The sequence below is a fragment of the Micromonospora sp. NPDC004336 genome (genome assembly GCF_053602615.1).
Genome location: NZ_JBSGDY010000047.1, coordinates 1 through 19,231, shown reverse-complemented (window position 1 = coordinate 19,231; position 19,231 = coordinate 1). Strand labels below are relative to the sequence as shown.

The following is a 19,231-nucleotide window of genomic DNA, read 5'->3' as shown; positions in this document are numbered from 1 at the left end:
CATGCTCAGTCCCGGGGTGCAGCTCGGCAACCGCTACCGCCTCGACGAGCGGATCGCCAGCGGTGGCATGGGCGACGTCTGGCGCGGCACCGATCAGGTGCTCGGCCGGACGGTCGCGGTCAAGAGCCTGCTCCCCGCGCTGCTCGACGACCCCGACTTCGCCGAGCGATTCCGCGGCGAGGCCCGCACGATGGCCACGATCAACCACCCCGGCGTGGTCGACGTCTACGACTTCGGCAACGACCAGCAGATCGCCTTCCTGGTGATGGAGTACGTCGAGGGCGACGCGCTGTCGGCCACCCTGGCCAGGGTCGGCCGGCTCACCCCGGCCCGCACGATGGCGCTGGTCGCCCAGGCCGCCGACGCGCTGCACGCGGCGCACGTGAAGGGCATCGTGCACCGGGACGTGAAGCCGGGCAACCTGCTGGTCCGGCCCAACGGCACCCTGGTGCTGACCGACTTCGGCATCGCCCGGTCGGAGCTGGTCGCCCAGCTCACCGCGGCCGGCTCGGTGCTCGGCACCGCCTCGTACATCTCCCCGGAGCAGGCCACCGGCGGGGTCGCCACGCCCGCCTCCGACGTCTACGCGCTCGGCGTCGTGGCCTACCAGTGCCTCGCCGGCCGGCGCCCGTTCGAGGGCGAGAACCCCCTCGAGATCGCCATGCGGCACGTCCGGGAGGCCCCCCGGCCGCTGCCCGCCGACATCCCGCCGCCGGTGCGTGCCGTGGTGGAGCGGGCGCTGGCGAAGGACCCGGCCGCCCGCTGGCCCAGCGCGGCCGCCCTCGCCGGGGTGGCCCGGCAGCTCAAGGCGCAGCTCTCCCAGCAGGCCCGCGCCGGCGGTCGTCCGGTCTCGGCCGCACCGGCGTCGCCGGCCGCCCCGCCCGGCCGCGCCCAGGTGCCGACGGCCCGCCCGCCGGCGCCTCCGCACCGGCCGCCGACCGTCGCCCCGCAGTCGCCGCGCCCGCCGGCGGCGGCGCCCCGCCCGGCCGTCGCGCCGCACCGCCCCACGGTGGTCGCGCCCGCCGCGCCGGTGTCCCGCCCGCCCGTCGCGCCGCCCGGCTACCCGCGCGGCGCCGCGCCCGTGCCACCGGCCCGCCCGATGGCGTACGCGGGCCAGGCCGCGCCGCAGGCGCCCCCGCCCGGCGGGCAACGGTCGCGGCCCGGGATGGTGTTGCTCGCCATCCTCCTGGCCGTGCTGGTCCTCGTCTGCTCCGGCGTGATTTCCTACAACCTGCGGGAGCGGTCGCAGGCCGGCCCGGTCGCCCCGCAGACGGTGACCTCCGGCGCGCTGCGGCCCGACGGACGCGACGATCCGGCCGGAACGTCGTACCGTCGACAGGAACTGCCCCGGCCGGGCGGCGACGAGACGACGAGCGAAGGACGACAGACGCGATGACAGCGCAGGCCCGCCTGCTCGGTGGCAGGTACCAGGTCGGCGAGCTCCTCGGCTATGGCGGCATGGCCGAGGTGCACCGCGGTCGCGATCTCCGGCTCGGTCGGGACGTCGCGATCAAGATGCTCCGGACCGACCTCGCCCGGGACGCCACCTTCCAGATGCGGTTCCGCCGCGAGGCGCAGAACGCCGCGTCCCTCAACCACCCGGCGATCGTCGCCGTCTACGACACCGGCGAGGAGACCGCGCCGACCGGCGAGACGCTGCCGTTCATCGTGATGGAGTTCGTCAACGGGCGGACCCTGAAGGAGGTCCTCGGCGTCGAGGGGCGGCTCCAGCCGCGCCGGGCGCTGGAGATCTGCGCGGACATGTGCGCGGCGCTGGAGTTCAGCCACCGGCACGGCATCATCCACCGGGACATCAAGCCCGGCAACGTGATGCTCACCCAGACCGGCCAGGTCAAGGTGATGGACTTCGGCATCGCTCGGGCGCTGGCCAGCGGCGCCACCACGATGACCCAGACCAGCGCGGTGATCGGCACGGCGCAGTACCTCTCGCCGGAGCAGGCGCGGGGCGAGGCGGTCGACGCCCGCTCCGACGTCTACGCCGCCGGCTGCGTGCTCTTCGAGCTGCTCTGCGGGCACCCGCCGTTCGTCGGGGACAGCCCGGTCAGCGTGGCCTACCAGCACGTGCGGGAGACCCCGCCGACCCCCAGCGACATCAACCCCGACGTGAACGCCGCGGTCGACGCGATCGTGCTCAAGGCGCTGTCGAAGAACCCGCTCAACCGCTACCAGAGCGCCGGCGAGATGCGGGCCGACCTGCTCCGCGCGGCCGCCGGCCGCCCGGTGATGGCGACCCCGGTGCTGCCGCAGGACGAGACGGCGCAGCTCGCCCCGGCCGCCGGCGGCTACGCGGGCGCCCCCGGCGCCCCGCAGACCCGGCAGATGCCGGCCCGGGTCGGCGACCCGCGGCGCCGCAAGGCGTCGTCCTGGCTGATCGCGATGTTCGCCGCGGTGGGCGTGCTCGCCGTGATCGCCCTCGCCGCCGCCCTGCTGAACCAGGGCGAGGACCGGGTCACCGTCCCGACGGTGACCGGCCTGACCCAGCAGGAGGCGTTCACCCGGATCGAGCAGGCCGACCTGGTGCCCAGGGCGGGCGAGCAGATCTTCAACGCCACCTGCAAGAGGGGCGAGGTGGTCAACCAGACGCCGACCGGCAACTCCTCCCTGGAGGCCAACCAGGAGGTCGTCGTCCAGGTCTGCGGCGGCCCGGCCACCGTGGCCATCCCGATCGGCCTGAAGGGCGCCACCTACGAGAACGCGAAGCAGCGGCTCGAGGCGGCGGGCCTCCAGGTCAAGAAGGAGTCGAAGGACAGCGCCCAGCAGGAGGGCATCGTCCTGGAGGTGTCGCCCGAGGAGGGCAAGCAGGTCGCCGAGAAGGCCGTCGTGACCCTCACCGTCTCCAAGGGCAACGTCGGCCGGGTGCCGAACGTGGTCGGCTCCACCGAGAAGGACGCCAAGGAGGAACTGGATGACGCCGGCTACGAGGTCGACGTCGAACAGGGCCGGGAGGTGCCGGAGGCCGAGGCCGGCCGGGTCCTCTCGCAGAACCCGCGGCCCGGCTCGAACCTCGCGAAGGGCAGGACCGTGACCATCGTGGTCAGCGTCCCGCAGGCCGACCCGTCGCCGACGGACTCGCCGAGCACCCCGCCGACCAGCACGCCCCCGTCGGGCGGCGGCGGCGGGCTTCCGCTGCCGACCACCCCACCGGCCCGGCTTCCCGAGCGGTGACCCCGGCGGGGGCGGCGGGGCCGCAGGGCCGGTCGTCCCGCTGGCGGCGACGCCTGATCCGCGCGGCGGCTCTCGGCCTGGCCGTGCTGCTGCTCGCCAGCCTGCCCTGGCTGTGGACGACGGCCGCCGCCCGCGGCCACCTGCACGACGCGGCCGACGCGCCGGCCGCCGACGTGGTGATCGTCCTCGGCACGGCGGTGGCGGCGGACCGTAGCCGACCCGGGGACCGGCTCACCGGGCGGCTGGAGACCGCCGCCGAGCTGGTGAACAGCGGGCGGGCCCGCGTGGTCCTCGTGTCGGGCGACGGGGGCGGCACGTCCGGCGACGAACCGACGGTGATGACCGCCTACCTGACCGAGCGGCTGGGCGTCGATCCGCGGCGCGTCGTGGCCGACCCGTACGGCCTGGACACCTACGACAGCTGTGCCCGGGCGCGCGACGTGTACGGGGTCGAGCGGGCCCTGGTCGTGACCCAGTCGTACCACCTGTCCCGGGCGGTGACGCTGTGTCGACACCTCGGCATCGACGCCGAGGGGGTGACCGCCCGCTGCACCGGCTGCGGGCCCGTCCTGCTCGTCGGGAAGGGGGTCCGCGACTACCTCGCCAGCGGCAAGGCGGCGTGGGACGCGGTGCGTCGCCGGCCGCCCGCCGTCAGCTCGCCGGCGAGCCCGGCGGTCCGGGAGGCGCTGGCGGGCTGACCCGTGGCGTCCGTCGTCGCCCCCGGATCGCCGCACCGGCCCGGCGGGCCGGCACGCCGGAGCCTCAGCCGGCGGCGAAGGCGGCGCGCCCAAGCTTCAGCCGGTGGCGAAGGCGGCGCGGGGGGAGCTTCAGCCGGCGGCGAAGGCGGCGCGTCGGCGCGCGTCCACCTCGGCGGCCAGTTCCGGGGCGCGTTCCAGCGCCTCCGGGTGGCCGCAGGCGGCGAGCCAGTTCGCCAGCATCAGATGGCCCCCCTCGGTCAGCACGGACTCCGGGTGGAACTGCACGCCCTCGATCGGCAGCGTCCGGTGGCGCATCGCCATCACCACCCCGGAGCCGGTCCAGCCGGTGACCTCCAGCTCCTCGGGCAGCGTCTCGGGCAGCACCGCGAGCGAGTGGTAGCGGGTCGCGGTGAACGGGTCGGGCAGGCCGGCGAGCACCCCGACGCCCTGGTGGCTGACCTCGGAGGTCTTGCCGTGCAGCAGCTCGGGCGCGCGGGTCACGGTGGCGCCGAACGCCTCGCCGATCGCCTGGTGCCCGAGGCAGACGCCGAAGATCGGCAGTTCGCCCGCGTACCGGCGGATGACGTCGAGGCAGATGCCGGCCCGGTCGGGGCTGCCCGGACCGGGCGACAGCAGTACGCCGGCCGCGCCGACCCTGCCCACCTCGGCGACGTCGATCTCGTCGTTGCGCCGGACCTCGCAGTCCACGCCGAGCTGGCCCAGGTACTGGACCAGGTTGAACACGAACGAGTCGTAGTTGTCGATCACCAGGACACGCATCAGGGGGCTCACTCGTCCGGGGAGGGGGGCGGGGTGTTGTTCCGCTCGGTGTCGTACGGCAGGTCGTGCCCGTCGCCGGGCGTGGACTCCCCGTCGCCGCCCGGCACCACGTCACCGGCGGGATCGCCGGAATCCTGGGTGACCTGCACGTCGTCGAAGGGCAGCAGGGGTTCGGCCCACGGGAAGACCACGTACCAGAGCAGGGCCACCATCACGCTGGCGATCAGGAGGCTGCCGACGAGCTTGCCCGGCAGCCCGAAGGGCAGCTTGCGCCAGATCCAGCCGTACACCGCCTAGCCTCCCAGTTCCGTCGGCCGGCCCGCCGACTTGGGCTGGGTACGCGCCAACTCGGCGTGGATGATCAGGCGCTGGTAGTTGTCGAACTTCGGATTGCAGGTGGTCAGGGTGAGCATCCGCTTGGTCGCCTTCTGCCCGGGCTTGCCCGGCACGGGCGCCACCACCTCGACCTGGGTGGGCCGGACGATCCGGCTCTGGGTCACGGTGTAGACGTACCAGTCGGTCTTGCTCTCCACCACGATGGCGTCGCCGTCGTCGAGCTCGTCGAGCCGCCAGAAGGTGGCCCGGTTGCGGTGCCCCGCGACGGAGAAGTTGCCCACCTGGCCCGGCATGGCGCTTGACGGGTAGTGGCCGGGCGCGTACCGGATGTCCTTCTGGGTGACGCCCTCGACCACGACCCAGTTCTTGTCCAGCTTGGGGATGTAGAGCCCGGCGATCGGCTTGCCCTGCACGGGCGGCTTCGGCTTGGTGGACGCGCTGGCCGACGGCGCCACGGTCGGGTCGCCCTCCGGCCCCCACGCCTGCGCCAGCTGCTGGCTGAGGTCGTTCTGGTGGGCGTCGACGATCGCCGACTTGCCCCACACCTCGTAGCCGGCGAAGAGCAGCACCACCATGCCGAAGGTGATCAGCACCTCGCCGGTGACGCGGATGCCGGTGCGCAGCCGCGAGCCCAGCGTGGGCCGGGTCAGCTCGGAGTAGACGCTCTTGTAGCCCTCGCCGGTCTGCTCGGGGCGGAGCTGGACGACCCGCTCGCCCCGGCGCGGCCGCGCCTGCTCCGGGGGAGGAGCGTACGAGGTTTCCGGCTCGTCCGTCTTCGGGGGGCGCGGCACGGCCCCCATCAGGGCGGTCGACTCGACGAGGGCGCCCTGGCCGCTGCCCGGCGTACGCCCGGGGACCGCCGGGATCACGGCGGTGGCCCCGGGGTCGGCGGAGCGTTCGGGCGCGGCCGGCGACCCGGGGGCCGACGGCCCGGCGGGCCGCGCGCCCGCCGGCGGGATGAAGGCGGTGGGCCCGTCGGTGGTGGGCGGACCGGCCTGGGCGGCGGGCCGGTCGACGGGCGGGCGGAGGGGCCGTCCGTCGCTCTGGCCGGCGCCCCGGGCGGGGTCCGGTTGCCGGAGGACGTCGACCGGTGGGGCCGGCTGCGGCGGGGTGGCCGGCCGGACCGGGCCGCTGCCCGGCCAGGGCGGCGGGGTGCCGGCATCCCGGCCGGCGGGCGGCCCGAAGTCGGCGGGGCCGGTGCCCGGCCGGTGGTCGGCACGGGCGCCGGCCGGGCCGAAGTCGTCGTGCCCGGCGAACGGACGGTGGTCGGTGCGGTCGGCGGCCGGCCCGTGCTCCGTGGGGCCGGTGCCCGGCCGGTGGGCGGGCGGGCCGAAGTCGTCGTGCCCGGCGAACGGACGGTGGTCGGTGCGGCCGGCGGCCGGGCCGAGGTCCGTGGGGCCGGCCGCCGGCCGGCCGTCGGCGTGACCTGCGGGCGGGCCGAAGCCGGCGGGACCGGGGCGGCCGGCGCCGGGGCGGCCCGGATCGACGGGCCGGGCCGGGTTGGTGGTGGGTCGGGCCGCTTCCGGGCCGGGCGCGAAGCGGCCCGGGTTCGCCGGGCGGCCCGGCTCGCGGGTCGGGCCGGCGGGCCGGACGGCGTCGGCGGGTCGGGTCGGGTCGGGCGAGGCGTGCGGCCAGCCGACGGGCGGGTGACCGTCGTCGGGCGAGGGGCCGGGAGCGTGCGGACGGGGCAGCACCGGCTCCGGCCAGGCCCCGGCCCGGGCGGGGCGCGTCGGGGCGGGCCGGTCGACCCTGGGCAGGAACGCCGTGGGGCCGTCACCCTGGTCGCGGTGACGGCCGTCGCGTTCCTCCGGCCAGTCGTCGGGCACGCGGCTCACCGCGGCACCGTCGCCGACCGCAGGGTGGTCGAATCCTCGAACGCCGGCACGGCCACGGTGGAGACGGTCTCCTTGTAACCGAGCTTGTAGTCGTCGACCAGGTCCCTGAACAACCGGACTCCCTCGGAGTCGGCGAGGGCCCGCTGGAGGGCGGCGGGGTCGCCGATTGCTACGATCTTGAATGGTGGGGAGTACACCCGGCCGTGCAGCAGCAGGGTGTTACCCACGCAGCGTACCGCGCTGGTCGACAGCACGCGGACGTTCATGATGGACATGGCCTCGGCGCCACCAGCCCAGAGCGCGTTCACCACCGCCTGCACGTCCCCCTGGTGGACGACCAGGTCGTCGTTGGTGGCCCCGGCGGGCAGGGAGCCGTCGTTGCTGCGGGGAGCGTCGTTGAGCTCCACCGTCACCCCGGGGCCGGTGAGCGCCGTGAACCCGGCGGCCTCCCGGCTGGCGGCCGCCCTGTCCTGCTGCTCCTTGATCGGGCCGCCCGCGCTGGCCAGCGCGGTGGTGCTGTCTTCGACCTCGCCGCGCAGCGCGGCGGCGCGCTGCTCGCTGGCGGCCACCTCCGCCCGCCGGTCCTCGATCAACTGGTTGAGCTGAGGCCGCCGGTCCTCCCGCAGGGCGGTGCCGCCGGCCGTGGTGGCCGTGGTGGTGAAGAGCAGCCCGGCCGCGGCGGCGATCAGCGGCACCCCGATCGACCAGCCCGGCCGTCGCTGCCGTGGGCGCCGTGGCAGGAGGCCGGCGATCGCCCGCCGGAGCACCTTCTGCCAGGAGGCCGCGCCGGATGTGTACTCCACCGAGCGTTCCTTCCCCGTCGTCTGGTTCAGCCCGCCGAGGCGCGGGCCGGTGCGGCGACCCGAACAGTCCCGCCTTTTTCGGTCACTCCGAGCACCGGCCTGACCCCATTCGTGGCTTGGACGGGTCTTCGGGACTACGCTAGCTGTCGAACATTATTGGCCATGGACCGTCGCCCCCGCGCCCGGTTGTCAGGCCGGACGAGGTCGTCACCCCCTCTGGAGAGCGTCGTGCCCAAGTCTCAGGTCCGCAAGAAGAAGGTGTACACCCCGCCGACGGACGTCCGTCCGACGGCGACGGCGGCGACGCGCAAGCCTAGCCCGGTGTGGCTGCCGATCTCGGCGGTCGCCCTCATCGTCTTCGGCATCGGCTGGCTGGTGGTCTACTACCTCTCCGAGCAGGAATACCCGGTCATGTCGTGGGGCTACTGGAACCTCGCGGTCGGCTTCGGCGCGATGGTCGCCTCCCTGATCCTGCTCTCCCGCTGGCGCTGAGGCCCGCCGCCCGGCGTCGCCGGCGCCGGGCGTCCGCGCCGCCTTCCGGCGCTGCGTCCTGCCGCCCGTGTCGGCGGTGCCGGGCGTCCACGTCGCCGGTGCCGAGCGTCCGCGTCGCCGTCCCGAGCCGTGCCCGGGCGTTCGCGGCGGTCGCGGGCGGCATCCCGGGGATCAGGTCACTCCGTGGCGCCCCTGCCCGGCGGTTTCGGGCCGGGGCACCTAAGGTGTGCGCAGGGCGGCGCGGCCGGAGTGCGGGATAACTCACGTTACCGCTGGGTAACCTTGCGCGTAGGCTGCACTGCATGACCGAGCGGAGCTAGGTCATCGACCGGTCCGGTCGAGGGTGCGGTGGCGGCGGCTCGCCGACCGCCCCTGATTCCGGCCCCGGTCGCCGAGCCGCTCGACAGGCAGCAGACCGGGAGGCCAACTCGATGGGCAGCGTCCAGATCGTCACCACGATCCTCGCGTTCGCCATCACCGCCGTGGCGGTGTGGCTTGCGGTACGCGCGGTCATGAAGATGACGGCCGTCATCCGGCTGGGTCAGCCCGATCCGACCCGGTTCGACGACAAGGGCACCCGCACCAAGACGATGCTGGTCGAGACCGCCGGCCACACCCGGATGCTCCGCTGGAGCGTGGTGGGCGCGGCGCACTGGTTCGTGATGGTCGGCTTCATCGTGCTGTCGCTGCTCGTGCTGGAGGCGTACTTCGAGGTCGTCTCCCCGACCGGCGGGCTGCCGCTGATCGGCGGCTGGGCGCTCTACGGCGGCGTGACCGAGCTGATCGGCATCCTGGGCATCGTCGGCATCGTGGTGCTGATGGCGATCCGGCTGCGGAACCGGCCGACCCGGCCGGGCGGCCGTTCCCGGTTCACCGGCTCCACCATGTGGCAGGGCTACTTCGTCGAGTGGATCGTGCTGCTGGTCCTGATCTTCGGCTTCCTGATCCGGGGCTTCAAGGTCGCCACCGACCACTTCGAGTACCCGGTCTGGGCCACCCCGCTCAGCCACGCGGTGGGCGGGCTGCTGCCGAACTGGGAGGCGGGCGTCAGCGTCGCCGCCGTCATCAAGATCATCATCTCGATGACCTGGCTCATCGTCATCTCGCTGAACGTCACCATGGGCGTCGCCTGGCACCGCTTCCTGGCGTTCCCGAACATCTTCTTCAAGCGTGACCCGGGCCGCGCCGGCTCCGGCCTCGGCGCGCTGCGCCCGATGACGAGCCAGGGCAAGCCGCTCGACTTCGAGGAGGCCGACCCGGAGAAGGACCAGTTCGGCGTCGCCCAGGTCGAGCAGTTCAGCTGGAAGGGCCTGCTCGACTTCAGCACCTGCACCGAGTGCGGCCGCTGCCAGTCGCAGTGCCCCGCCTGGAACACCGGCAAGCCGCTGTCGCCGAAGCTGCTGGTGCTGAGCCTGCGCGACCACGCGTACGCCAAGGCGCCCTACCTGCTGGCCGGCGGCGGCAAGGACCTGACCGGCGAGGAGAAGGCCACCGCCGCCCAGCTCGCCCACGTCGACGTGCTGGCCCTGGCCGAGGGCGACAAGCCGCTCATCGGCACGGCCGAGGACGGCGGCGTCATCGACCCGGACGTGCTCTGGTCCTGCACCACCTGCGGCGCCTGCGTCGAGCAGTGCCCGGTCGACATCGAGCACGTCGACCACATCGTCGACATGCGCCGCTACCAGGTGCTCATCGAGTCGAGCTTCCCCTCCGAGGCCGGCGTGATGCTGCGCAACCTGGAGAACAAGGGCAACCCGTGGGGCGCCCCGCAGAACACCCGCGAGGACTGGACCAAGGGCCTGGACTTCGAGGTGCCCCGGGTCGGCGAGGTCGACGACTTCGAGTACCTCTTCTGGGTCGGCTGCGCCGGCGCGTTCGAGGACCGGGCCAAGAAGACCACCCGGGCGGTCGCCACGCTGCTCAACGAGGCGGGCGTGAAGTTCGCGATCCTCGGCGAGGGCGAGACGTGCTCCGGCGACCCGGCCCGCCGGATCGGCAACGAGTTCGTCTTCCAGATGCTCGCCCAGCAGAACGTCGAGACCCTCAACGAGGCGTTCGAGGGCCGGGAGAAGAGCAAGCGGAAGATCGTCGCCACCTGCCCGCACTGCTTCAACACCCTCGGCAACGAGTACGGCCAGCTCGGCGGCGAGTTCGAGGTGGTCCACCACACCCAGCTCCTGGCCCACCTGGTCGCCACCGGCAAGCTCACCCCGGTGCAGCCGGTCGATGGCGGCGTGACCTACCACGACCCCTGCTACCTGGGCCGGCACAACCGGGTCTTCGCCCCGCCGCGCGAGGTGCTCGGCAGCGCGATCGCCGGCGAGCTCACCGAGATGCCGCGCAACAGCGAGCGCTCCTTCTGCTGCGGCGCCGGCGGCGCCCGGATGTGGATGGAGGAGAAGATCGGCAAGCGGATCAACGTGGACCGGGTCGAGGAGGCCATGTCCACGGGGGCGAGGACGGTCGCCGTCGGCTGCCCGTTCTGCTCGACGATGCTCAACGACGGCGTGAACGGCAAGGACGCCGGCGAGCAGGTCGAGGTCGTCGACGTGGCCAGCGTGCTGCTCCGCTCGGTGAAGCCCGAGCAGGCGTCGGGCGCCCAGGAGACGGCCCCGGTCGCCGGCTGACCCGTACCGTGTGATCGACGGCGGCGGCACCCGACGGTGCCGCCGCCGTCGTCGTTCCCCGGGGACGGCGGCCCCCGGATTCGCGGCCGTGCCCGGGCCGCCGCCGCGTGCGAGAATCGCGCCGAGGTGAGGCGAGCATCGACGGGCTGCTGCTGACCACGCTGCTGCCCCTGGTCGGCTTCGTGCTGCTGACCGGCGGCAACGCGTTCTTCGTCGCGGCCGAATTCGCCCTGGTCACGGTGGACCGGCCGGAGATCGAGCGGCGCGCCGCCGCGGGCGACGGCCGGGCCGCGACGGTACGCCGGGCGCTGCGCGAGCTGTCGTTCCAGCTCTCCGGGGCGCAGCTCGGCATCACCCTCACCGCCCTGCTCACCGGCTATCTGGCCGAGCCCGCCCTGGCCCGGCTGTTCACCCCGCTGCTGCGGCCGGTCGCCGGGGACGCCGCCGGCCGGTTCACCCCGTTCCTCGCCCTGGCCCTGGCCACGCTGCTCTCCATGCTCTTCGGCGAGCTGGTGCCGAAGAACCTCGCGCTGGCCCGGCCGATGCCGACCGCGCTCGCCGCGGCCGGCCCGATGCGCGGCTTCTCCCGCGCCTTCGGCTGGCTGATCCGGGGGCTGAACGACTCGGCCAACCGCCTGGTCCGACTGCTCGGCGTCGAGCCGCAGGAGGAGCTGGCCAGCGCCCGCTCGCCGGAGGAGCTGGGGCTGCTGGCGGCCATCTCGGCCCGTGCCGGCGCCCTGCCGCCGGACACCGCGATGCTGCTGCGCCGCACCATCCGCTTCGGGGACAAGCGGGCCGCCGAGGCGATGACCCCGCGGGTGGACGTCGTCGCGCTGCGGGCCACGGCCACCGTCGCCGAGCTGCTGGCGCTGTCCCGGCGGACCGGGCGGACCCGGTTCCCGGTGTACGAGGAGACCCTCGACCTCGTGACGGGCGTCGCCGGGGTGCCCGACGCGCTGGGCGTGCCGCCGGCCCGCCGGGACCACACCACCGTGGCGTCGGTGGCCCGCGAGCCGGTGTACGTGCCGGAGAGCCTGGACCTCGACGGGGTGCTCGCGGCGCTGCGGGCCGCCGGCGCGGACCTCGCCATCGTCGTCGACGAGTACGGCGGCACGGACGGGGTGGTCACCACCGAGGACCTGGTGGAGGAGCTGGTCGGCGAGATCGCGGACGAGTTCGACCCGGCAGCGGTGGACGACGCCGACCGGGTGGAGCTGACGGTGCCGGGCGGGGAGCGCACCGTCCTCGTCGACGGGGTGCTGCGCTCCGACGAGCTGGCCGAGCAGACCGGGTTCCGGCTGCCGGAGGGGCCGTACGAGACGCTGGCCGGCTTCCTGATGGCCCGGCTCGGGCACATTCCGGTGGCCGGGGAGACGGTCGAGGAGTCCGGCTTCGAGTTCACCGTCGTGGAGGTGGAGCGGCACCGGATCGAGCAGGTCCGGGTGGTCGGGCCGGAGGAGCCGGGCGCCGATGCCTGAGTTGCTGCTCACGGTGGCGCTGCTGCTCGGCAACGCGTTCTTCGTGGGAAGCGAGTTCGCGCTGATCGCGTCCCGGCGCACGGTGGTGGAGCCGTTGGCGGCCACCTCGAAGCGGGCCCGCTGGGCGCTGTCGGCGATGAACCAGATCCCCCTGATGATCGCCGGGGCGCAGCTCGGCATCACCGTCTGCTCGCTGGGGCTGGGCGCGATCGCCGAGCCGGCCCTGGCGCACCTGCTGGAACCGGCGTTCCACGCCGTCGGCCTGCCCGACCGGGCGGTCCATCCGGTGGCGTTCGTGCTCGCCCTCGGCGTGGTGGTCTTCCTGCACACGGTCGTCGGCGAGATGGTGCCGAAGAACATCACGCTGGCCGGGCCGGAGCCGTCGGCGCTCTGGCTGGGGCCGGCGATGCTGGCGTTCTGCCTGGCCACCAAGCCGCTGCTGCTGGCGATGAAGTGGGCGGCCCGCCGGGTGCTGGGGCTGTGGCGGATCGAGGCCACCGAGGCGGTCAAGACGGTGTTCACCGCCGAGGAGCTGGCCGGGCTGGTGTCGCAGGCGCGTACGGAGGGGCTGCTCGACGCCGAGGAGCACGCCCGGATCACGGGCGCGCTCGCCCTGCACACCCGCACGGCCGTCGACGCCCTGCAACCCTGGTCGACGGTGACCACCGTCGCCGAGGACGTCTCGCCGGCCTCGCTGGAGGTGCTGGCCACCCGGACGGGCCGGTCGCGCTTTCCGGTGGTGCAGCGGTCCACCCGCCGGGTGCTCGGCTTCGTGCACGTCAAGGACGTGCTCGGGTACGCCGGGGTCAGCCGGCGCGCCCCCGTGCCGGCGGAGGTCTACCGGCCGCTGGCGGTGGTGCCGCCGGACCGTACGCTCGCCGACCTGCTGCTGTCGATGCGCCGCGAGCGGCGGCACATGGTGCTGGTCAGCGACGGTCGCCGGCCGCTCGGCGTGGTGACGCTGGACGACGTATTGACCGCCATCGTCGGCCGTCGGGCCGACACCCTTGGTACGCAAGCGGTCGCGCAGCCGTGATGTGAACGATGGTCGCCTTGATTCCGCACCGTGCCTTCCCTAATGTTGGGCACCGGCCGCTGTGGGTCGTCTGTCTCGCCCCTCTTCCCTCGCGCGAGGCGCCCGGCGGTCGGGTTGCAAAAGGAGTCGGTGCCGGTGGCAACCATGCCCCCTCATCGTCACGCACCGGGACGGTCTGCTCGTCCGGGTGGCCTGCGCCGGGCCGCCCACCGTCTGCTCACCCTGGTCGCCGCCGCGGTCGTCGGCGCCGGCGCGATCGCCGCCCCCGCGTACGCGGAGCCCTCGGTCGACGAGATCGAGGCGGCGATCGACAAGAAGTGGGAGCAGTTGGAGCCCACCATCGAGCAGTACAACAAGGTGCGGGCGCAGCTGAAGGTCAACCGCAAGAAGTCGGCGGACCTGCAGAAGAAGATCCAGCCGTTGGCGCTGGAGACCGAGCTGGCGATGGACCGGGTCGGTGACCTCGCCTCCCGCTACTACATCTCCGGCCCGTCGCAGGAGATCGGCGCGCTGCTGGTGAGCGCCAAGCCGGACGCGCTCACCGAGCAGCTGACCCTCCTCGACCGGCTGGCCGCGAACGAGCGCCGGCAGCTCGAGGGCGTGACCAAGGTCCGCGAGAAGTACGACGCGGAGAAGCAGAAGCTCGACGCGCTCATCGTCTCGCAGACGAAGCAGCAGAACGACCTGGCGGCGAAGAAGAAGCAGATCGACGCCGACATCAAGAAGCTCGAGGCGTCGCTGCCGGTGACGACCGTCAAGACGGAGAAGTGCCCGACCATCAACGGCGTGGTCAGCGACGCGGCCCGGACCGCGATCCGGACGGCGTGCGCCCAGGTCGGCGACCCGTACGTGTGGGGGGCGACCGGCCCGAACTCGTTCGACTGCTCCGGTCTGACCCAGTACGCCTACAAGGCGGCGGGCATCCACCTGACGCACTTCACGGGCGCCCAGTGGAACGAGGGCAAGGCCATCCCGCGCTCCGAGGCGCGCCCGGGTGACCTGGTCTTCTTCTTCAGCGACCTGCACCACGTCGGCCTCTACCTCGGCAACGACAAGATGGTGCACGCGCCCCGGGCCGGCAAGCCGGTAAACGTCTCCAGCATCAACACCATGCCGGTGGCCGGGTTCCGCAGGCCCGGCTGATCCGGCGCACCACCGCGCGAGCGGGCCCCCGGTCGAGTCGACCGGGGGCCCTCGTCGTGCTCGGGCCGGCCTGCGCCGGGACCGTCGGGACGGGTCAGCCGGGCGCGCCCAGTGGGGACGGCAGCAGGTTCACGTCGGCCAGGTCGACGTACATGATCCGGTGTCCGAACTGGATCTGCACGTACCTGTTGTCGCCGCGGATCACCGTCCAGTCACCCGGTGCGGATCCGTCGAAGGTGACGGCCCGGTAGTACTCGCCGGGGAGCACGGTGCCGACGGCGTACCGCTGGCCGGCGGAGAGGGTGTACTGGAGCGGCGAGATCGCCTGGTAGGGCACGCCGGCCGGGTAGGCCGCCTGCTCCGGGTAGGCCCGGCCGTAGACGGGGATGGTGGCCTTGCCGGCCTTCGGGGTCACCACGAAGCCGACGGACCACTTCGCGGTCGGCTTCGAGGCGGGGTTGTGGAACCACGCCTTCTGGCCGAGGTACCAGATCGCGGTCCAGTCTCCCTGCACCCCCGCCAGGGCGTACGTCTGCCCCGCCGAGGCCCGGGCCCCGTGGTCGGAGACGTACATGGTGTTCGGGGTGCCGTCGGGCCGCAGCGCGATGTCGTTGACCAGCGGCGCGTCGTGGCTCGGCGCGCTGTGCAGGATCACCGCGGAGGAGCCGCGCAGCGGGCACGGAGCCACCGGCGGCGGCGGGTTCGGCACGCCCGGCGGCTGTCGGTTGCAGCCGGTGAACTCCGGCTGGTTGGTGGCGAAGTCCGGGTCGATGGTGACCAGCCCGGTGTGCGGCGTGCCGGTTGACCTGAAGGGCGCCCGGAGCAGGTCGAAGTAGTGCGACCAGTCCCAGTACGGGCCCGGGTCCCAGTGCATGCCGCGCACGGTCGACGCCACGGTGCCGGGGACGTTGTCGTGCCCGATGATGTGCTGCCGGTCCAGCGGGATGTTGTACCGCAGTGCCAGGTGGCGGACCAGCTTGGCGGAGGTGCGGTACATCGCCTCGGTGTACCAGGTGCCGTGCCCCGCGAAGCCCTCGTGTTCGAGGCCGATGGACTTCGAGTTCACGTACCAGTTGCCGGCGTGCCAGCCGACGTCCTTGGTCTTGATGTGCTGGGCGATGTGGCCGTCCACCGAGCGCAAGGTGTAGTGCCAGCCCACCCGCCGCGGGTCCTTGACCAGGTTGACGCTCGGCCCGAAGTAGCCCTCGGTGTCGTGGATGACGATGTACTCGATCTTCTGCCGGTTGGGCCGGTCGGAGAGGTCGTGGTTGCCGTAGTCGCCCGCGCCGGGGCCGTACTTCTCGTAGGGCGCCGGGATCCACTCGCAGGAGATGGTGTCGGGGCACTCCAGCCCGTCGGGCCGGGCGAGCTTGCGCAGGTTGAGCCGGTCCAGCCAGGTGCGCTGCGGCTGCACCACGCGGGCGGGCAGGCTGACCCGCTGCCCGTCGTCGGTGAGCCGGCTGTCGCCGGTGTTGATGGTGCCGTAGACCTCGTCGGCGAAGGCCGCCGCGGCGTCGGCGCTGTCCGCGCCGGAGTAGCGGGCCACCGCGCCGTACCAGGCCGCCGGGTCGGTGTCGGCGCCGACCGGGGCGCCGATCTCCCTCTGGTACGCGGCCAGCAGCGCCGCCCCGCCCCGGATGTTCGCCGTGACGTCGGTGCGCAGTGCCTCCTCGCTGGCGCCGGTGAGCTCGGCGGCGGCGTCGAGCGTCCGCAGCGCGGCCTCGGCGGGGGGTGCCGCGGGCGGCGGCTCGTGCGCCTCGGCCAGGGACGGGCGGGAGTCGTCGCCGCGCGGGTCCTCGGTGCCCTCGTCGTGGTGGGTGCCCCCCGACTGGGCGGCGACGTGCTCCGCGTCGGTGAGGTGCATCGGTCCGTAGCCGCCGCTGGTGCTCGGTGTGCCGGCGTTGGTGTCCCAGCGGGACTGCAGGTAGGAGACTCCGAGCAGGACGCTCTCCGGCACGCCGTACTCGGCGGACGCGGCGGCGTACTGCTGCTGCCGGTCGGCCGTCGGCGCGGCGGCGGCGGATCCGGCGGCGGTGAGCGGCGTCGCCGCCAGAGCTGCCGCGACGGCGGCGGCCAGCAGGACGCGTCTGCTCCTCGATGTCGCTGTCAGGTGCATCAGACCCCCAGTTCTACGGGCGGATGTGGGGTCACCTTCGCTCCGGCCGGCGGCTCTCGTCAATACATTTCGATCTCTCTATTCAACAGGAAGAAAATCTTCGTTGCCGGGGTTGCGCGTTCCCTCGGCCCAGGTGAATACGGTGTGTCACGGCGCGACGGGTTGCGGATCGATAACGACCGTCTCTACTCTGGTCATTCGTCGGGCCGGTGACAGTCCGCCCATCCGGGGCGGTGACGGTCCGACACCGCCGAGTCGCTCCCGAGCGAGCCGGGGACCCAGGTACCCGGGGTGAATCCGCAGCCTCTGCGGTAGGGCGTCCCCTTCCCGCCCGAACCCGTCAGCTAACCCGGTAGGCGGTACGGGAAGAAGGAGTACGGACCCCGGTGGCACACCATGCCCCGCGGCCACCGTCGGCACGGCCGGTCATCGCCGGCCCGACGACGGCTGCGCCGCGCCCACGCTGGTACCGCTGCACCACCGCCCTCGCCGCCCTGGCCGCGTTCGCCGTCGTCCTGACCGGCGGCGCCACGGCGGCCCACGCCGAACCGACGGTCGCCGAGATCGAGCGCCAGATCGACGAGGACTGGAACAAGCTCGAACCGATCATCGAACGACACAACGCCACCCGCCAGGACCTGGCCGCCAGGCGCCGGCAGGCCGACGCGCTCGCCAGGCAGATCGCGCCGCTCCAGGAGCAGGTCGACCAGGCGATGGAGAAGGTCAACGCGCTGGCCGTCCGCGCCTACAAGGGCGAGAACGTCTCCGCCGTCAACGCCCTGCTGGGCAGCCGCTCGCCGGACCAGATGGTCGGGCAGCTCGAACTGCTCGACCGGTTCGCCCAGCACCAGCAGCAGGACGTGCGGCAGGTCGCCGAGCTGCGCGACCGGCTGGCCGCGAAGAAGGCGCCGCTGGACGAGATGGTCGTCCAGCTCGGCCGGACCGAGGCCCAGCTCGCGGCGAAGAAGAAGCAGATCAACGCCGAGATCGACCGGTTGCAGAAGTTGCGGCTGCGGATCTACGGCAGCGGCGGGGGCGGCCCGCTGCGGCCCGCCCCCTGCCCGGCCAGCTATCCGGGCGGCGGGGCCGGCACGGCGGTGAAGTTCGCCTGCGCCCAGATCGGCAAGCCCTACGTCTGGGGTGCCGAGGGGCCCGACTCGTACGACTGCTCGGGCCTGATGCTCGCCGCCTGGGCGAAGGCGGGTGTCTCGCTGCCGCACAACGCCGCGCAGCAGCGCCGGGTCACCGCCACCGTCAGCCGGGGCGAGCTGCGCCCGGGCGACCTGGTCTTCTACTACAGCGACCTGCACCACGTCGGCATGTACGTCGGCGGAGGTTGGGTGGTGCACGCCTCCCGCGCCGGGGTGCCGGTCAAGATGAAGAAGGTCGACGACGGCCCGATCCACAGCTACGGCCGGCCCGGCTGAACCGTGCGGAGGGCCCCTGCGCGGCGGGGGCCCTCCGCAGGCCCGCCGGTCGGGTCAGCGGGTCGGCCAGGTGCGCCAGTGCTGCCAGGCGCGGCTCGGGGTCGGGCCGCGCTGCCCCTGGTAGCGGGAGCCGTAGACCGCCGAGCCGTACGGGTGCTCGGCCGGCGACGAGAGCCGGAAGATGCAGAGCTGGCCGATCTTCATCCCCGGCCAGAGGGTGATGGGCAGGTTGGCCACGTTGGACAGCTCCAGCGTCACGTGGCCGGAGAAGCCGGGGTCGATGAAGCCCGCGGTGGAGTGGGTCAGCAGGCCGAGCCGGCCCAGGCTCGACTTGCCCTCCAGCCGCCCGGCGAGCTGGTCGCCGAGCGAGATGACCTCCAGCGTCGAGGCGAGCACGAACTCGCCCGGGTGCAGCACGAACGGCTCGCCCTCGGGCACCTCGACCATCGACGTCAGGTCGTCCTGCTGCATGGCCGGGTCGATGTGGGTGTAGAGATGGTTGTTGAAGACCCGGAACAGCCTGTCGAGGCGTACGTCGATGCTGGACGGCTGCACCAGCGTCGGCTCGAAGGGCTCCAGCGCGAGCGTGCCCGCCTTGATCTCGGAGACCAGGTCGCGGTCGGAGAGCAGCATCGGAACACCATAGCGAGCGATGTGCGTGACCTGCGTGTCGGACTACCTGTTCGTACACGTGTTCGATAGAATGTCGGCATGGCTTCCTGGTCCGAATTCGCCGCCGACGAGCCCCGCCTCGCCGACGGGATCCGCTCCCTCATGCAGCAGTACGGGCCGGGCTTCGGCTACCTGGCCACCGTCCGCGCCGACGGCGGCCCCCGGGTCCACCCGGTCTCCCCGGTGATCACCGACGAGGGCCTCTTCTGCTTCGTGGTCGACTCGCCGAAGCGCCGCGACCTGGAGCGCGACGGCCGCTACGCCCTGCACTCGTTCCCGCCGGAGGAGAGCGACGACGAGGCCTACGTGGCCGGCCACGCCCGGCCGGTGACCGATCCGGCCCGGGTGGCCCGGCTGGCCCGCAACCACCGGGCCACTCCGCTGGTCGACTGGCGCCTGTTCGAGTTCACCGTCGACGTGGCGATGCTCGCCCGTCGGGAGCCGGGCGTCGCGGGCGGGGCGGGCGAGGGGCACGGGCGGCCGGCCGTCCAGGTCTGGCTCGACCCCGCCGCGGCCGTCCCCGGCGCTGCCCCCGCGACGCGGCCGCTGGGCGGCGGCCACGCCGCCCCGCGCCCGGCCGCCAGAGACGCGGGGTGGGGCGC

The 19,231-nt window shown here is 73.6% G+C and carries 16 protein-coding genes and 1 riboswitch; of the genes, 10 read left to right on the top strand and 6 right to left on the bottom strand.

The annotated features are described in order from the left end of the window. The first annotated feature begins 1 nt into the window (after position 1). From ACWENR_RS13020 to ACWENR_RS13010, 3 genes are read left to right on the top strand one after another with little or no spacing between them, the layout of a single operon-like run. Complete coding sequence (locus ACWENR_RS13020; RefSeq protein WP_452277197.1) at positions 2-1,396, top strand: protein kinase domain-containing protein; 1,395 nt, start codon at positions 2-4, stop codon at positions 1,394-1,396. Beyond that, positions 1,393-3,186 (top strand): Stk1 family PASTA domain-containing Ser/Thr kinase, encoded by a 1,794-nt coding sequence (pknB, locus tag ACWENR_RS13015; RefSeq protein ID WP_452277196.1) that lies wholly within the window; start codon positions 1,393-1,395, stop codon positions 3,184-3,186. The genes ACWENR_RS13020 and pknB overlap by 4 nt, the downstream gene beginning before the upstream one ends. Continuing rightward, positions 3,183-3,884, top strand: coding sequence for a SanA/YdcF family protein (locus ACWENR_RS13010; RefSeq protein WP_452277195.1), 702 nt, complete (start codon positions 3,183-3,185; stop codon positions 3,882-3,884). The genes pknB and ACWENR_RS13010 overlap by 4 nt, the downstream gene beginning before the upstream one ends. A 129-nt stretch (positions 3,885-4,013) precedes the next feature. Here ACWENR_RS13010 and ACWENR_RS13005 read toward each other — a convergent pair whose 3' ends face one another. Genes ACWENR_RS13005 through ACWENR_RS12990 form a run of 4 tightly spaced genes read right to left on the bottom strand, consistent with a single transcriptional unit; the run spans position 4,014 to position 7,638 of the window. Continuing rightward, on the bottom strand, positions 4,014-4,664 hold the full coding sequence (locus ACWENR_RS13005; RefSeq protein ID WP_452277194.1) for an aminodeoxychorismate/anthranilate synthase component II: 651 nt from the start codon (positions 4,662-4,664) through the stop codon (positions 4,014-4,016). Between the two features lie 8 nt (positions 4,665-4,672). Beyond that, positions 4,673-4,954 (bottom strand): hypothetical protein, encoded by a 282-nt coding sequence (locus tag ACWENR_RS13000; protein WP_452277193.1) that lies wholly within the window; start codon positions 4,952-4,954, stop codon positions 4,673-4,675. Between the two features lie 3 nt (positions 4,955-4,957). Then, positions 4,958-6,835 carry a class E sortase gene (locus ACWENR_RS12995; protein ID WP_452277192.1) on the bottom strand — a complete coding sequence of 626 codons (1,878 nt, stop codon included), beginning with the start codon at positions 6,833-6,835 and terminating at the stop codon, positions 4,958-4,960. Then, positions 6,832-7,638 (bottom strand): DUF881 domain-containing protein, encoded by an 807-nt coding sequence (locus ACWENR_RS12990; RefSeq protein WP_452277191.1) that lies wholly within the window; start codon positions 7,636-7,638, stop codon positions 6,832-6,834. Before ACWENR_RS12990 ends, ACWENR_RS12995 begins: the two co-directional genes overlap by 4 nt. 228 nt (positions 7,639-7,866) lie before the next feature. On the opposite strand from ACWENR_RS12990, the gene ACWENR_RS12985 reads away from it, so the two are divergent. From ACWENR_RS12985 to ACWENR_RS12965, 5 genes are all read left to right on the top strand, one after another. Beyond that, positions 7,867-8,130, top strand: a complete 264-nt coding sequence (locus ACWENR_RS12985) for a cell division protein CrgA (RefSeq protein ID WP_091100210.1) — start codon at positions 7,867-7,869, stop codon at positions 8,128-8,130. Positions 8,131-8,561: 431 nt separating this feature from the next. Next, complete coding sequence (locus tag ACWENR_RS12980) at positions 8,562-10,757, top strand: (Fe-S)-binding protein (protein WP_452277190.1); 2,196 nt, start codon at positions 8,562-8,564, stop codon at positions 10,755-10,757. Positions 10,758-10,921: 164 nt separating this feature from the next. Then, on the top strand, positions 10,922-12,235 hold the full coding sequence (locus tag ACWENR_RS12975; protein WP_452277216.1) for a hemolysin family protein: 1,314 nt from the start codon (positions 10,922-10,924) through the stop codon (positions 12,233-12,235). Beyond that, the gene (locus tag ACWENR_RS12970; RefSeq protein ID WP_452277189.1) at positions 12,228-13,271 is read left to right on the top strand and encodes a hemolysin family protein; all 1,044 of its coding nucleotides are present in this window, start codon (positions 12,228-12,230) and stop codon (positions 13,269-13,271) included. The genes ACWENR_RS12975 and ACWENR_RS12970 overlap by 8 nt, the downstream gene beginning before the upstream one ends. 129 nt (positions 13,272-13,400) lie before the next feature. Further along, a complete protein-coding gene (locus ACWENR_RS12965; protein WP_452277188.1) occupies positions 13,401-14,414 on the top strand; it encodes a C40 family peptidase in 1,014 nt (337 codons plus the stop codon). 94 nt (positions 14,415-14,508) lie between these two features. Here ACWENR_RS12965 and ACWENR_RS12960 read toward each other — a convergent pair whose 3' ends face one another. Then, positions 14,509-16,530 (bottom strand): N-acetylmuramoyl-L-alanine amidase, encoded by a 2,022-nt coding sequence (locus ACWENR_RS12960; protein ID WP_452277187.1) that lies wholly within the window; start codon positions 16,528-16,530, stop codon positions 14,509-14,511. 238 nt (positions 16,531-16,768) lie between these two features. Beyond that, positions 16,769-16,904: riboswitch (cyclic di-AMP (ydaO/yuaA leader) on the top strand. Between the two features lie 12 nt (positions 16,905-16,916). Between ACWENR_RS12960 and ACWENR_RS12955 the strand changes: the two genes are divergently transcribed. Beyond that, on the top strand, positions 16,917-17,957 hold the full coding sequence (locus ACWENR_RS12955; RefSeq protein WP_452277186.1) for an NlpC/P60 family protein: 1,041 nt from the start codon (positions 16,917-16,919) through the stop codon (positions 17,955-17,957). A 54-nt stretch (positions 17,958-18,011) separates the two neighbouring features. Here ACWENR_RS12955 and dcd read toward each other — a convergent pair whose 3' ends face one another. Further along, the gene (dcd, locus tag ACWENR_RS12950) at positions 18,012-18,590 is read right to left on the bottom strand and encodes a dCTP deaminase (protein ID WP_452277185.1); all 579 of its coding nucleotides are present in this window, start codon (positions 18,588-18,590) and stop codon (positions 18,012-18,014) included. A 78-nt stretch (positions 18,591-18,668) separates the two neighbouring features. On the opposite strand from dcd, the gene ACWENR_RS12945 reads away from it, so the two are divergent. Continuing rightward, a partial coding sequence (locus tag ACWENR_RS12945; RefSeq protein WP_452277184.1) for a pyridoxamine 5'-phosphate oxidase family protein occupies positions 18,669-19,231 on the top strand: 563 nt, incomplete at its 3' end.

Excerpts from the sequence above, each read along its gene's own strand:
- ACWENR_RS13020 (WP_452277197.1), top strand. The coding sequence starts at position 2 with ATGCTCAGTCCCGGGGTGCAGCTCGGCAACCGCTACCGCCTCGACGAG.
- pknB (WP_452277196.1), top strand. The coding sequence starts at position 1,393 with ATGACAGCGCAGGCCCGCCTGCTCGGTGGCAGGTACCAGGTCGGCGAG.
- ACWENR_RS13005 (WP_452277194.1), bottom strand. The coding sequence starts at position 4,664 with ATGCGTGTCCTGGTGATCGACAACTACGACTCGTTCGTGTTCAACCTG.
- ACWENR_RS12980 (WP_452277190.1), top strand. The coding sequence starts at position 8,562 with ATGGGCAGCGTCCAGATCGTCACCACGATCCTCGCGTTCGCCATCACC.
- ACWENR_RS12970 (WP_452277189.1), top strand. The coding sequence starts at position 12,228 with ATGCCTGAGTTGCTGCTCACGGTGGCGCTGCTGCTCGGCAACGCGTTC.
- ACWENR_RS12960 (WP_452277187.1), bottom strand. The coding sequence starts at position 16,530 with ATGCACCTGACAGCGACATCGAGGAGCAGACGCGTCCTGCTGGCCGCC.
- dcd (WP_452277185.1), bottom strand. The coding sequence starts at position 18,590 with ATGCTGCTCTCCGACCGCGACCTGGTCTCCGAGATCAAGGCGGGCACG.